Source organism: Neobacillus drentensis, assembly GCF_021560175.1.
Classification (GTDB): Bacteria; Bacillota; Bacilli; order Bacillales; family Cytobacillaceae; genus Neobacillus; species Neobacillus drentensis_A.
Genome location: NZ_CP091110.1, coordinates 2,813,871 through 2,827,284, shown reverse-complemented (window position 1 = coordinate 2,827,284; position 13,414 = coordinate 2,813,871). Strand labels below are relative to the sequence as shown.

Sequence of the window (13,414 nt, the reverse complement as noted above, 5' to 3'; positions counted from 1 at the left end):
TAGAAGTGTCATGTTGAACCGAGAAGATGTGCCTGCATTTTCTACCTATCCATTTAATCTCCCAAGTATAAAAACGCTGACTGAGCTTACCTTGCATCCCAAGGTTACCTACCTGGTCGGTGAGAACGGAATGGGAAAATCCACCTTATTAGAGGCCATTGCGGTTTCCTTAGGATTTAATCCAGAAGGAGGGTCTTTTAACTTCAACTTCTCAACCTTTGATTCCCACTCTGAATTAACAAACTATCTTAAATTGATAAAGGGTATTGATAAGCCAAGGGATGGTTTCTTCTTACGTGCTGAAAGCTTTTATAATGTGGCTTCCAATATTGAGGAATTGGACCAGGGTGGCGGGGCTCCGAAAATTATTAACTCTTTTGGCGGACAATCCCTTCATGAACAATCACATGGAGAGGCTTTTTTCTCAACCTTTATTCATCGGTTTGGAGGAAATGGGATTTATATACTGGATGAACCTGAAGCTGCTCTTTCTCCTTTACGGCAAATGTCAATGGTTACGAGAATACATGACTTAGTGAATGAACACTCCCAACTCATTATTGCTACCCATTCCCCCATCATTATGTCGTATCCAGATTCCATTATATATGAATTAAGTGACGATGGAATACAAGAGAAAAAGCTTGAAGAAACCAATCATTTTCAGATCATGAAACAGTTTTTAAATGATCCGAAACGAATGCTTCGACATCTTCTGGAATAAGAGCTAGAATTTCCCCCTAGCTCCTCTATACAAGAATTTCTAAAATTAACGATCTATTGGAGAGACTTGTATCATAATTTTAGTAACATAATGTTCCTTATGATTCATTACTACCGTATCGTAAATATACTCTTCAAAAACATACTCACTTAAGGCTAAATTTAAACGTTCCATTTCTTTAAAAAGTCGCTGATACGTTTCACTAATTGTTTTCTCATCTCCAACATGATAGCCAATCAGAAAATCACCCTTTACAGCCTGAAAATACGGATATCCTACCTTTGGATTCGGTTGCTCAATGTATAAATAGCTATAATTAGAGAATTCTCCTTTTATTACCTGCTCCCGTTTGGTTATACCACCTATTGGATAGCCTGAATCCAATTGAGAAACGCTCAATTCATTAATAAAATCCGAAATGACCTCTACAAATTCTTCATCTGTTATATTTTCGATGTTTCTACTTAAATAAAGTGTTGCCTCTGGTAATGGTTCAAACGTAATTTGCTGAAAATCAATTTGTGACGCCTCTTCCATTAAGGTGATTTTTGCCTTGATCATTTTTTCCTTCTGATCAATTTCCTGTCGCATTTTCACAATCTCTTCTTTTTTTTGATACATTAACGATAAAAAACTTTCCGGAGATTTATTTCCCATGTATTGTTGAATATCGTTCAGCGACATCCCAAGTTCTTTTAATAAATCAATCACAAAGAAAAGTTCTATTTGATGAATGGAGTAATAGCGGTACCCTTTGTCATTTTTCAATTCTGGAGACAAAAGCCCAATTTGATCATAATAAAAAAGTGTCTGTTTGTTTACTTTGCAAAGCTTAGCAAATTCGCCTGTGGTTAAATATTTTTCATTTTTTTTATTCATTTTTCCAACACCGCCCTTGACTATATAGTAACTATATACACTAGGATAGAAATTGTAAACAACTGATAAATTCCCCAGATTTGTTTTCAATTTTAGTTTTAGTAAGGAGCAGTAGAAAGATGAAGACTCGTAACGTCACTTTAGGATTATTATTAATGAATTTATTCATTGCTTTTTTGGGAATTGGTCTCGTCATCCCAGTCTTACCTACACTGATGGATGAATTAGGGATCACGGGGAAAACAGTAGGTTATTTAACAGCAGCTTTTGCATTCGCTCAATTGCTTGTTTCACCACTTGCAGGGAAAGCAGCAGATCAATTCGGCAGGAAAATCATGATTGTTATTGGCTTATTTATTTTCGGTATGTCAGAATTTTTATTTGGGATTGGAAAAGGAATTGAAATGCTATTTATTTCCCGTATTTTGGGTGGAATTAGTGCTGCGTTCATCATGCCGGCTGTTACTGCCTTTATTGCTGATATTACCGATTTGGATTCGCGCCCAAAGGCACTCGGGTTTATGTCAGCTGCCATTAGTACAGGATTTATTATTGGTCCAGGCATTGGTGGATTTTTAGCGGAGTTTGGAACACGTATACCTTTCTTCTTTGCAGGGGCACTTGGAACGATTGCGTCTATACTTTCTATTATTTTATTATCTGAGCCGAATCGTAACGAAGATGAAAATGAACAAGTCTCCAATGGTAAGTTTGGCTTTAAGCGTATTATTGCCCCTAAATATTTCCTTGCGTTTATTTTAATTTTTATCGCCTCATTTGGCTTAGCCGCTTTTGAATCTTTCTTCAGTCTATTTGTGGACCATAAATTTCAATTTAAACCATCCGATATAGCGATTGTTATCACAGGCGGTGGCATTTTTGGCGCAGTTGCACAAGTCCTATTATTTGATCGGCTTACACGAATTTGGGGTGAAATTAAGTTGCTTCGATATTGCTTAATTTTATCAACCTTACTTGTCTTTTTAATGACGGTTGTTCATTCCTATTTCTCTATTTTACTCGTCACATTTATTGTTTTTGTTGGATTTGATTTATTCCGTCCAGCCATAACATCCTATCTTTCCAATATAGCCGGGAACGAACAAGGTTTCGTTGGTGGGATGAACTCCATGTTTACAAGTTTAGCAAACATTAGCGGACCCATTCTAGGGGGGATATTATTTGATATCGATATTAACTACCCTTACTATTTTGCATCGGTGATCCTAACACTTGGAATCGCGATTACCTTGTTTTGGAAGAAGCAGGCAAGTGATTCTTCTATCAAAGTGAAGGCTAGTCTACTGAATAAGTCAAATTAAACTCATGAAACAGTTTTTAAATGATCCGAAAACAAAAGGAAGCACACGTTCGATGTGCTTCCTTTTGTGCTATGTTTGAATTTTCTGTGTTGCAAGACCGTGCCAACTAAATACAATTCGTGTCCACTACCTGTCCGGATACCGACATTAGTTCATTTATGTTCACCCATCCACCAATATTTTGTGATTGGTCGACATCTTCTATGGTAAAAGACAGGCCAATATGGTTGGGAAGTGTCAAAGTGGCCCTTTTACCTATGCAGTTCTGTGCTTTTTGAAGAGAATCCACCCTTACACCTTCACATGAAATCATATAACTTTGCATTGGTACATAAATTAATACTCCCCTTGCAAGGTCATAGGTCCTTATAAAACCTTCCACAGTTGTTCCATCTCGAAAAGATAATCGAATCCACCGCTTCTGCTGATAACAAGCAAGAATTTTTTGAAATAGTCCTTGTCTGTAGTCATAGTAATATGGATAGAAAGACTGGTAAGGATCATTTGGGTACAATGCAGCCTCCCCCTTTCTTTCTTCATTAAATCTTTTCATGTATATGAGAAAAAAAAGGGTTGGTGCTTGGCATCACCGGGTGTGTATAAGAAAAGCGAATAGTGCTTACTATTCGCCAAATGAAGAAAGGCAATCTGTCATTTATTTAAAGGATTCATAATAGATAATTTCTTCTTTAGAAGGAAGTTTCTTAGCATTAGGCTTATTTTCTGGGTATCCAATCCCGAGTATCGCTAATACGCGCCGATCGTTAGGGATATGTAGTGCGTTTCGAACCCATTCCTCACGTTTGGCCGATTCTTTCGCATCTTCAAAATTGTAAACCGCCCCAAAGCCAACACCCACTTCAAGCTCTGTTGCTCGCAACCAGATAAAAGAGGAAGAAATGGACCCATCTTGAATCCAGTATTTACTTACGTCTGGGCGACCTGTAATGACAATTGCGGCAGAAGCTTCTTTTAACCACTCCATGTAGGGGGTTGTTTTTTCCAGCGTCTCGAGGTTCTGCTTATTTGTCACTAAAATTAATTCTCTTGACGGAAGATTATTGCCAGTAGGAGCCAGGTAGCCTGCATCAAGAATACTTTCCAGTATGTCATTCGGAACGGGTTTGTCTTGGAAACTAGTAATCTCACGTCGTGTTTGAATGGCTTTTACTACGTCCATAAAGGAACCTCCAGTTTATGTAGTTAATTCTTAAACTTGTAAACCTTTATGTTTAAAAATATGACCCCGACAAATGAAAGGCTATAAAATACAATGCCAGAAACCGTGTTCGGTGATAAGTAATCAATCCATTCCATTATAATCCCCCACTTTAAAATTAGTTGTGATATATCGTATTAGGATATATTTATTGTATTTAAATTATATCGTGTTAAGATATAAATATCAACATGAAAGGCGGACTTTTATGTCAGAAAATTTAAATAAAGAAACCTATGAATTATTGGCTGAATTCAGATATCAATTGAAGAAGTTTCTTCATTTTAGTGATTCCGAGGCACGGAAAGTGGGGATGACACCTCAGCAGCACCAACTTTTATTAGCCATTAAAGGGTTCCCTGGACGTAATACGGTTACACCCCGTGAGCTTGCTGAGCGCTTATTCATTACGCATAATGCCTGTGTAGGACTGATCGACCGCTGTTCGCAGCTTGGCCTAGTAACAAGGATGAGTAACCCTGATGATGGACGGAGTGTATTGATTACATTGACCATACATGGAGAAGAAATTTTGCAAAGGTTGTCTGAGATTCATTTAGAAGAAATCAGGAAGATTGGATTTTTAATCGAAAAACGGGATGGTTTCTTAGAACAACAGGAAGAGATAAATTGAGGTTACACCGATGGTTCGTTGATTACCTAAATGGCTTAAGATTAAAAAAAGTGCATTAATCCACGATTAATGTACTTTTTTTATCCTGTTCACTTTATGGGTAACTTGCTGGAAATGCATCTAGTTTATAATTAGCTGATAAAATGACCTCTACTCCACTCATTGCTTTAGTAAAGCATCTGTACTTACAAAACGTGGAAAATAGCATTATAAGTAAAATTGTTGTCCATTTATATGATACATTCAAAACCAGTCGGGAGCCTCCACCTCCTTCGTTCCAACAGTCGTATTTAGCCCTTTCCCGTCGTCTACAGAAAGTTCAAACCAGGTGTGTTTACGAGCTTGAAAATCACCAGGTATCTCATCTGAATCTTCACTATCCATGTTAAAATGAACAACAATTGCATTTTCATATTGGCGGAGGCAAGTTACCGAATAAAATAAATCATCTCAAGAATAATTAAGCTGCTACCTGTAATACTGCCATATGAGGAATGACCCTTAACATTCGTTCTTCACTAAATTCACATTGTTTTGTACCAATGGTAAACAAAATTCGTATAAGCTTGTTACATATTGCAATCAGCGATTGCATCTTTTTTTATTTGGAAGTTTAGTAAAATAATTATGTATTGCTTTAATCACGAAGAAAGTCGTCCTTTTTCCCCACTCTTCTTTAGTTTACATAATAATACTTTAGTTAACTATAATTTCTGAGTAAACTAAAAAGGTCTGCATTCGAATTATGATGCAGACCCGTTTTGTTTTTCATTATGAATTGGTGATATTATTGCTCTCTGAGCTGTTGCGTGGTCTGAGGAATATCTGCTTAAAGTCCACTTCTAACAGAATAAGCGATAACATAATCAGCATCCCTCCAACAAATAGCTCTACCGTAACAGCTTCAAAACCAAACGCTACTGAAAAAATACTTCCAAAAACTCCTTCAAGCATCATTATTAATCCCGCAGTAGTTGCAGTAGTATGCTTTTGAGCTAAAACCTGAACAGTCTGACCAACAAACGAACAAATTATTCCCATATATAACAATGGCACAATGGCAACAGACCAATGGATAGTTGTAAGCTGTCCTTTCTCTACAAAGAAGAAAAAAAACATCCCCCCTATACCTTGCACAACTGCAAGCATAAAAGCTAGAATGCTTCCATCGGTCTCTCTTGCTCCGTAGCTGAGATATACAATAGAGGCTGCATAGAAAAACGCACAAATAAAAGAATATACGTCGCCGATATTAATGGTTATTGCGTGGTTAAATATTCCAGCTAAGATCATCATTCCAAGTAAACAAAAGGCAATGGAAACAAAGCTTTTTACAGGAAGTTTCTTTTGATAAATACCCCAAGCCAAGAAAGGTATAATGACCACATATATGGATGAAATAAAGGCGTTATTGGATGGAGTCGTGTACTCTATGCCAATCGTTTGTGTGATAAAGCCGCCAAAATTAAGCAATCCCGCAATTAGCCCAATCTTAAAGTCCTTAAAGGTCATTTTAACTATCTTTTTATAAAAAAACATAAGGACCATCACAACAAAGAGAAAGCCTCTGAAAAAATTGATGAATCCAGCAGACGCATGTGCATCTAGAGCTATTTTTGTAACAACAAACCCAGATCCCCAAAGTGCCGAGGTAATCAATAGGAGCAGGTTTGCCATGGATTTTGTCATTTTCAAAAGTTGTTTCCCCTTTTCTTTTAAATAAAAAATCCCGCCTCTTAAAAAGTAAAGAGACGGGAACGATTTACTCTATACAGTTTTCATTGATCATTCAACGATAATTAGTAACGGAATTAATTTTCCGACATACCTTTAATAGGTTTTGGCAGTTTTTAAGAAGCATTGTTCTTTCATAATAACATATGTTTTCGTCTCTCCCAAATAATTCTTCTTTATGAACCTCCCACGATTAAATTCATGGGTTTCAGCGTTATTTGGTATTTCTTCGGACATCATCGCACTTTGTGGCTTTGCCTTGTCTGATGTTGGCTCTACTTCGGACACACCTTCGCTCTTTTGGCTCTTTCTTGTCTGAAGTTGGTTCAACTTAGGACACAACCTCGCTCTTTTGGCTCTTCCTTGTCCGATGTTGGCTCAACTTCAGACACACCCCCGCTCTTTTGGCTCTTCCTTGTCCGATGTTGGCTCATCTTCGGACACAACCTAGCTCTTTTGACTCATCCTTGTCTGAAGTTGGCTCTACTTTGGACATAATCTTGCCTTTTTAGCATTCCCTTGTCCGATGTTGAACCGATATTTAAGCTGCCTCTATTTATAATACGGCTCACCGTTTCCTCTTAACCGGCAGTTTTTTAAAGTTCCTATTTACATAGCAGCATGAACAAAAGAAAATGAACATATTTATGCCACAAATAGTTTCTCTGGTTTAAAATTGCTCAGGCCACCAACTCTTATCGGCCAGTTTTTTTATAAGGCTCTTTTCGTAATCTTTGTTGCTTCTGGTATAAAGTTAAGGGTCACTTACTAATTTTCTAGGCAATTTTCGAAAAAGTTCTTACTAAAAGATGCCACGAAGCATCTATTTATACGGTTTGATAACCTTATACGATAAACAACAATCTTTGCAAAACTAGCCTTTAATACAGCAGTAGGGTTACGGCTACGGAACCTATTATACCAAGATGCTACACGCTCACTCACTCTGATTTTACTGAAGATTTATTTTTAACAATTGAAATTCATTATGCCTGGAAAAATATCAACCCTAATCGAGATGAAGTATTAGGGACATGGAAACAAGATGGAAGTTCCCTGCATTTTTATGTTTATTTATATATTGATCAAGGGGAATATTCTATAGATGGATCTGCAAGACTCAATGAAATATTTAAACGTGAAATACCACTTGCATTAACAGCTATTCGATACGGCGACAGGTTCTTATTCGACACATACCCTAATCTAGAAAAATATTTACTCATAATTAACTTTATGTCCGCCTATCCTCAGGTTGCTAGACAAGAAAGTTGGGGAACCTTCCACCATTACTCATACAGATAATTATCTAAGATCGTATGTTACACCTAACAAAGGCACTTTATCCATCTCAAAGGCTCCCTATTCGTGCCTTTTATCTACCCAATTGATATATTAATTCCTAATAAATTGTTAAAAGCAGTGCGATTTCACTCTCGAAACCCACTGCTTTTAAATTTGTTTTTATAGATGTTTTTATCATGGTAGCAATGGACATGATGAATAGGATTATTCTTCAAATCCACTCCATTACCCATTCACTTTTTGTTCAATGATAGTAACCAATTCCTCAATAATATCATTCAAGGACATCTTACTTGTATCTTTATTTAGTATTATAGATGTTTTATTAATCAACATTTCTTCTTGCTCATTCACAACAAAAACCTCCAATATACTATTCTATCTGTCTTAACCTAATCCAACTGATTTTATTTTTAAGACTTTCTAATGTATCAAAAAAAGCAGCGTGCCAGTGAAGGTAAAGCTGCTTTTTTTGTGCCAAAAGAATATTACTTAACAGGAAGAATTCATCTACTTAAGAATTGTTTTTCTTTAAATTAGTACATTATTTATTTCCAGGAATCAGTATACGTAAACTATCTTCGAATCGTTGAGCAATATTTTGATGAATGTTTCTAGTTTGCTTTAAATAATTGTCTGTGATAGCTTCCCAAGCGTTCCATGCCTCATTTGTAGATTCAATGAATGACTCACTACTTTGTTCAACAAGCTGCTCGGATTGTTCCATTAAGTCAAAGGCAGTGTTAATTGGAGTTAAATACAACTCCTCTAATTTTTTAGCTACCTCGTTTACTTGACCATTAAAAGATTCAGTCACTTCTTGAATTAATTCATTTGTTTTAACCATTGAGTTTTGGACTAAGCCATTCCGCAAATCGTTATTAATTTCTGTCGTTTGCTCAAAAAGGCCCTTTAACGTATTTCGGTATACACCATTGAACTTTGTTGTTTCCTTTATAGCTTTTAGGAAAAGATCTTGGCCTTGTGCTCTAAATTCTCTATTACGAGATATTGCACCTTCAAATTGATCCCAAAATGTTTCAATAAATGACTCTGAAACATAGCTTGTTTCTCCTTGCGACTCTACTTCTTGGAACTCAACTTTTGGCCCCTCTACTATTGTAACCTCTACTTTTTTTACTTCCTTTTTTTGAACTTCTTCTTTTGGTTCCATTACCTTTTGTGCCATTTTCATTCCTCCTCATGTTCTTTGTTAAATTTCTCTATTTTTTCCTCCTATGAAACGAAGGTATGTAGAGTCCAATAATCTTGGTTATGCTTTTATTTAACGAAATTACTATATATGTATTTTACATATATCAGTAATACTTAGTCAATTAAACAAGCAAAATAAAATAAGAAAATTTTAATTATTTTAAAAAAGCCTGGTAGACCCGAATGACTTTCAAAAACCACCAGGCTTTTACTTGGGCTATCAATGGCACAAGCCGCAGATACCCAGATTCTATATTTATAACTTAGATGCTTAACAAGAATTAGTTGACCAACTAAAATTGAATCATTTCGGATTCGAAGAATTAATCAGTCCTGTTCAAGTGTGGGAACATAAGGTTTGGGAAAAGGAAAAACGACAGGAAATAACAATTGAATTGGTGACAAAAAAGAATTATTCCGAAGCATTAAATATTGAATGCAGTATTAGAGAATTTGGAGGAAAAGCAATTAGTGAAAAGGCTTTTGAGGTAGAATTTAATCATCCTAGCTTTAAGAATTATTTACTTCGTTATAAGGGTGTTGCCTGTTAGTAAATCATGGTAACGGATATCGTTGATGGTTCAGTGAAGTTATGGTCCATAAAGGGAGCTGACATATTTTATCAACTCCCTATTTGGCTATTGCTTGAAGGAAAAACTCTTCCGATTTTAAATTACATTGTCCTGGTATTCCTTTTTAACCGATTTTAACTGAATCGAATCCCAATTGGTTCGATAAAAGCGAATCATCACGCTTACTCCAAATACCGTGAGATACGAGTATAAGGCGATCCATGCGCCCATACTGCCCCAATCGAGCATAAACGTGAAAATATAACTGAGTGGAACAAAAAATAACCATCCCAATAACAAAGAGATTTTTAATAAAAACGATGTGTCCCCAATTCCTCTAAGACCACCGGCATAAAAATTTAATAATCCATCAAACAATTGTAAAAATGCCGATATCATCACTAATTCTGCGGCTACTTTATAGACTTGGGCATCGTGGGTATAAATCTTCGCGATCGGTACTGCCCAAAAGAATTCAATCACACCTAAAATCATCAGAAAAATACACCCTAAAATGGCCGTGTTTGTCCCTGCTTTTCTTCCTAATTGTGGATTACCTCGCCCGACTTCTTGACCAACCAGAATGGTTGCAGTTGATCCAAAAGCAAAAGCGGGCATAAATCCAAGACTCATGACACTTAAGGCCACTTCATTGGCTGCTAACGCATTGGTCCCTAATCTCGTCACAAATGCTGTAAAAACAAACATGGCCATAGCCATCGAAAATTCCTGTATCCCTAATTTGGCACTTTCTCCGAAAATTAACTTTCCTTCTGCTCGGTCGAAGGCAATTCTTGTGCGAGTTTCATATTTTTGGTGTAATTTTATGAAATAGAAGTAAGCGCAAATAAGAAACGTAACCAATTCACCCGTAAAAAAGGCAATCCCTGCCCCAATTAAACCTAATTTTGGAAGAGCAAAATGTCCATAGGTTAGCCCATAAGTAAGAAAAATCATGACGGCTCCACCGAATATGGTACTGATCATCGGAATTTTGGTATCCCCAATCCCGCGGAGAAAGCCATGAATAACAAAAGTGAAGATCGAAAATACCATCGCAAAAAAACGAAATTCAAGATAACTTTTCCCTTGTCTAATCATCTCAGGTGAACTGCCCAACAGCTTAAAAATCGCTTCTGGAAATAGTAAACCAACCACTAACACCAGTGTCGCAGCCACTATACAAAGATAAAAAGCGATATAGGTCCGTTCCACACCTTTTTTCATAGTGTTGGATCCGTAATTTTGAGCCACTAAATAATTGGTCGTATGTCCTATGCCTGAAAATAATGCCCAGGCATTATACATAATAATGTTCGAAACCCCCACGATCGCAATCGCCAGAGCACTTAATTGACCAACTAATATCAGATTGATGGTCCCGGTAAGTGTCGAGGAAGCAAATGAAGCAATCGAAGGTATGGCAAGCAATAATATCTTTTTCCATTCTTTCAACATGTTGTTAATCCCCTATGTTTTTTTAGATGAACTTTACAATTTAGGGAAACCATCTTGCTCTTTCCATTTAAGCGATGATCCACTCCCTATATAATAGATATTCTATAATGTATCCATAATTCCTTCTATACACGGTTCCTATTAACTTGTTCTATTTACTCACTAAAGTGTACAAAAGAAAGACTGCTGCCCCCCACATGACTAGGGCTGATAGTTTATTTAACATCAGTAAAAAGTTACCTGATTGATCAAGCTTTCCAGTCAAACGTCCCATCAGTGAAAGTCCAAAAAACCAAAGCCATGAAACCAAAATACAAGCAAAAGCAAAGATTACTTTCTCTTCCCCTTGATACCTTAATGAACTTGTGCCAATAACACCCACAGTGTCCATGATGGCATGAGGGTTCAGTAAGGAAACCGATGCTGCAAACACTACTTGTTTCTTTAAGGAAAATTTATCCCTGCTTCCTTCTCTTTCATTACTTGGTTTACTATTCCATGTAATCCATCCCATATAGAGTAAAAAAATACAACCTGCCCCAATTAAGATCATTTTGATCCAAAATGAACCTAAAATCAGAAATGAAACACCCAAAACAGATACCAAGATTAATAGCGTATCACACAAAGAAGCTGTTAGGATAACTGGTAGCACCTGAACAAATCGCGGCTGTAGGGCCCCTTGATTAAAAACAAACACATTTTGCACACCAAGAGGAAGTATCAGCCCTAGCGCAAGAATAAATCCATGAAAAAATGGTTCTAACATATAATTTCGCCCTTTCTTATATCGATCAACGAGTCTTATTTTAGTAGGAAATTTTGCTTTTGTCTCCAACCAATTGGATGGAATTCAAACCAACCAAGTTATATAATAAAAACAAAAAGGAGAACCATCTTATGTTTAACACCGATTGGAAACCAAATAAATCATCACCAGTACCACTACATAAACAAATAACAGACTTTATGAAAGAAAAAATAGCCAATGGTGAGTGGACAATCGGCTATAAGCTCCCTCCCCAGCGGACGTGGGCCAAACGTTTAGAAGTCAATCGAAGCACCATTGTAACGGCATATGACGAATTAATAGCCGAAGGACTTATCGAGGGAAAAAGCGGCAGTGGCACAAGAGTCATAAACAACACGTGGAACCTGTTAGCTACTACCCCGCCTCCTGATTGGAATTCGTATGTAAAGTTCGGAACTCACCAGCCAAACTTGCCAACAATTCAGGAAATAAATCATGCAGAATTTACTCCGAACATTATTCGTCTAGGAACTGGAGAATTATCTCCAAATCTAATCCCTAGTCAATTTATGAAAAAAATTTTTCAGCAATTGTCAAATAAAGAAATTTCTTATGGCTATGAAGAACCAAAGGGATTGCTGCCCTTACGAGAACAAATCGCAATTTATTTGAAGAGCATAGGGGTCCATGCTTCTCCTTCTTCCATTTTAATCGTGTCAGGTGCATTACAGGCACTACAGCTTATAAGTGTGGGTTTATTACATAGGGGTTCTACCGTACTAACAGAAAAGCCATCCTATCTTCATTCTTTAAATGTCTTTCAGTCAGCAGGTATGCGTTTAATGGGGATTCCTATGGACAAAGAAGGAATTCAAACCAAGCTAATTCCAGCATATAAAAAACAACAAAATGCTGCTTTACTCTATACCATCCCAACATTTCATAATCCAACTGGGACCTTAATGACTTTCGAAAGACGTAAACAATTACTAGATACTTGCCAACAAGAACAACTGCCCCTGATTGAAGATGATGTGTACAGAGAATTATGGCTGGATGAGAATCCGCCTAAACCCATTAAGGCTTTTGACAAACATGGACTTGTCCTTTATTTGGGAAGTTTATCGAAGTCGTTAAGTCCCGGTCTTCGTATCGGCTGGATTGTGGGTCCAGAACCAGTAGTGGAGCACTTAGCAGATATTAAAATGCAAACTGATTATGGGTCTAGTTCTTTATCACAATGGGCAGCTGCTGAATGGTTTTCCAGTGGACTTTACCATGAACATCTTCAAGAAGTAAGAAAACAACTGAAAACTCGACGAGATTTTACATTAAATACTTTGAATAAGTATTTTTCTGATCTTGCCGTTTGGGATAAACCAACTGGAGGATTTTATATTTGGCTGCGGTTGTTACCGTCCATTTCGATGAGAAAATTATTTGAAATGGCCCTTACAGAAGGAATTTTACTGAATCCAGGAAATGTTTATGATCATAAAGCCGAACAGTTTCTTCGTATTTCCTATGCATTTGCATCTCTTACAAGTATAGAAGATGGTCTTAAACGCTTATCAAAAATAATCAAATTAATAGCCAAATAA

14 protein-coding genes and 2 pseudogenes are annotated in these 13,414 nt (G+C 36.8%); 6 read left to right on the top strand and 10 right to left on the bottom strand.

All coding sequences use genetic code 11. The features are described from left to right. The first annotated feature begins 10 nt into the window (after window positions 1–10). Window positions 11–724 carry an AAA family ATPase gene (locus L1999_RS13115; RefSeq protein WP_235743948.1) on the top strand — a complete coding sequence of 238 codons (714 nt, stop codon included), beginning with the start codon at window positions 11–13 and terminating at the stop codon, window positions 722–724. Between the two features lie 45 nt (window positions 725–769). Here the strand turns inward: L1999_RS13115 and L1999_RS13110 are convergent, their stop codons facing one another. Beyond that, window positions 770–1,603 carry a MerR family transcriptional regulator gene (locus L1999_RS13110; protein ID WP_235743947.1) on the bottom strand — a complete coding sequence of 278 codons (834 nt, stop codon included), beginning with the start codon at window positions 1,601–1,603 and terminating at the stop codon, window positions 770–772. A gap of 119 nt (window positions 1,604–1,722) precedes the next feature. On the opposite strand from L1999_RS13110, the gene norA reads away from it, so the two are divergent. Next, a complete protein-coding gene (gene norA / locus L1999_RS13105) occupies window positions 1,723–2,925 on the top strand; it encodes a multidrug efflux MFS transporter NorA (protein WP_235743946.1) in 1,203 nt (400 codons plus the stop codon). Between the two features lie 106 nt (window positions 2,926–3,031). Here the strand turns inward: norA and L1999_RS13100 are convergent, their stop codons facing one another. Then, on the bottom strand, window positions 3,032–3,439 hold the full coding sequence (locus L1999_RS13100) for a hypothetical protein (RefSeq protein WP_235743945.1): 408 nt from the start codon (window positions 3,437–3,439) through the stop codon (window positions 3,032–3,034). Window positions 3,440–3,580: 141 nt separating this feature from the next. Further along, entirely contained in the window at window positions 3,581–4,105 is a 525-nt protein-coding gene (locus L1999_RS13095; RefSeq protein ID WP_235743944.1) for a nitroreductase family protein, read from the bottom strand. A gap of 247 nt (window positions 4,106–4,352) precedes the next feature. On the opposite strand from L1999_RS13095, the gene L1999_RS13090 reads away from it, so the two are divergent. Continuing rightward, window positions 4,353–4,778, top strand: coding sequence for a MarR family winged helix-turn-helix transcriptional regulator (locus L1999_RS13090; RefSeq protein WP_235743943.1), 426 nt, complete (start codon window positions 4,353–4,355; stop codon window positions 4,776–4,778). A gap of 460 nt (window positions 4,779–5,238) precedes the next feature. On the opposite strand, the pseudogene L1999_RS29850 reads toward L1999_RS13090, so the two are convergent. The 3 genes and pseudogenes from L1999_RS29850 to L1999_RS13080 form a co-directional block, all read right to left on the bottom strand. Beyond that, window positions 5,239–5,417: pseudogene (locus L1999_RS29850) on the bottom strand (IS110 family transposase); the annotation flags it as partial. 132 nt (window positions 5,418–5,549) lie between these two features. Next, window positions 5,550–6,467 (bottom strand): DMT family transporter, encoded by a 918-nt coding sequence (locus tag L1999_RS13085; RefSeq protein WP_235744339.1) that lies wholly within the window; start codon window positions 6,465–6,467, stop codon window positions 5,550–5,552. 141 nt (window positions 6,468–6,608) lie between these two features. Beyond that, a complete protein-coding gene (locus L1999_RS13080) occupies window positions 6,609–6,842 on the bottom strand; it encodes a hypothetical protein (protein WP_235743942.1) in 234 nt (77 codons plus the stop codon). A gap of 573 nt (window positions 6,843–7,415) precedes the next feature. Between L1999_RS13080 and L1999_RS13075 the strand changes: the two are divergent. Continuing rightward, window positions 7,416–7,817: pseudogene (locus L1999_RS13075) on the top strand (staygreen family protein); the annotation flags it as partial. Window positions 7,818–8,042: 225 nt separating this feature from the next. On the opposite strand, the gene L1999_RS29600 reads toward L1999_RS13075, so the two are convergent. Together L1999_RS29600 and L1999_RS13070 are read right to left on the bottom strand one after the other, a co-directional pair. Then, the gene (locus tag L1999_RS29600; protein WP_275677612.1) at window positions 8,043–8,171 is read right to left on the bottom strand and encodes a hypothetical protein; all 129 of its coding nucleotides are present in this window, start codon (window positions 8,169–8,171) and stop codon (window positions 8,043–8,045) included. A gap of 190 nt (window positions 8,172–8,361) precedes the next feature. Continuing rightward, complete coding sequence (locus L1999_RS13070; protein WP_235743941.1) at window positions 8,362–9,006, bottom strand: hypothetical protein; 645 nt, start codon at window positions 9,004–9,006, stop codon at window positions 8,362–8,364. Window positions 9,007–9,331: 325 nt separating this feature from the next. Between L1999_RS13070 and L1999_RS13065 the strand changes: the two genes are divergently transcribed. Continuing rightward, a complete protein-coding gene (locus tag L1999_RS13065; RefSeq protein WP_235743940.1) occupies window positions 9,332–9,583 on the top strand; it encodes a hypothetical protein in 252 nt (83 codons plus the stop codon). Between the two features lie 117 nt (window positions 9,584–9,700). On the opposite strand, the gene L1999_RS13060 is transcribed toward L1999_RS13065, so the two are convergent. Next, window positions 9,701–11,062, bottom strand: a complete 1,362-nt coding sequence (locus L1999_RS13060; protein ID WP_235743939.1) for an MATE family efflux transporter — start codon at window positions 11,060–11,062, stop codon at window positions 9,701–9,703. 151 nt (window positions 11,063–11,213) lie between these two features. Then, on the bottom strand, window positions 11,214–11,831 hold the full coding sequence (locus L1999_RS13055; RefSeq protein WP_235743938.1) for a LysE/ArgO family amino acid transporter: 618 nt from the start codon (window positions 11,829–11,831) through the stop codon (window positions 11,214–11,216). Between the two features lie 131 nt (window positions 11,832–11,962). Here L1999_RS13055 and L1999_RS13050 point away from each other — a divergent pair, with 131 nt between their 5' ends. After that, on the top strand, window positions 11,963–13,414 hold the full coding sequence (locus L1999_RS13050) for a MocR-like pyridoxine biosynthesis transcription factor PdxR (RefSeq protein WP_235743937.1): 1,452 nt from the start codon (window positions 11,963–11,965) through the stop codon (window positions 13,412–13,414).

Excerpts from the sequence above, each read along its gene's own strand:
- L1999_RS13110 (WP_235743947.1), bottom strand. The coding sequence starts at position 1,603 with ATGAATAAAAAAAATGAAAAATATTTAACCACAGGCGAATTTGCTAAG.
- L1999_RS13070 (WP_235743941.1), bottom strand. The coding sequence starts at position 9,006 with ATGGCACAAAAGGTAATGGAACCAAAAGAAGAAGTTCAAAAAAAGGAA.
- L1999_RS13060 (WP_235743939.1), bottom strand. The coding sequence starts at position 11,062 with ATGTTGAAAGAATGGAAAAAGATATTATTGCTTGCCATACCTTCGATT.
- norA (WP_235743946.1), top strand. The coding sequence starts at position 1,723 with ATGAAGACTCGTAACGTCACTTTAGGATTATTATTAATGAATTTATTC.
- L1999_RS13050 (WP_235743937.1), top strand. The coding sequence starts at position 11,963 with ATGTTTAACACCGATTGGAAACCAAATAAATCATCACCAGTACCACTA.
- L1999_RS13055 (WP_235743938.1), bottom strand. The coding sequence starts at position 11,831 with ATGTTAGAACCATTTTTTCATGGATTTATTCTTGCGCTAGGGCTGATA.
- L1999_RS13090 (WP_235743943.1), top strand. The coding sequence starts at position 4,353 with ATGTCAGAAAATTTAAATAAAGAAACCTATGAATTATTGGCTGAATTC.
- L1999_RS13085 (WP_235744339.1), bottom strand. The coding sequence starts at position 6,467 with ATGACAAAATCCATGGCAAACCTGCTCCTATTGATTACCTCGGCACTT.
- L1999_RS13095 (WP_235743944.1), bottom strand. The coding sequence starts at position 4,105 with ATGGACGTAGTAAAAGCCATTCAAACACGACGTGAGATTACTAGTTTC.
- L1999_RS13115 (WP_235743948.1), top strand. The coding sequence starts at position 11 with ATGTTGAACCGAGAAGATGTGCCTGCATTTTCTACCTATCCATTTAAT.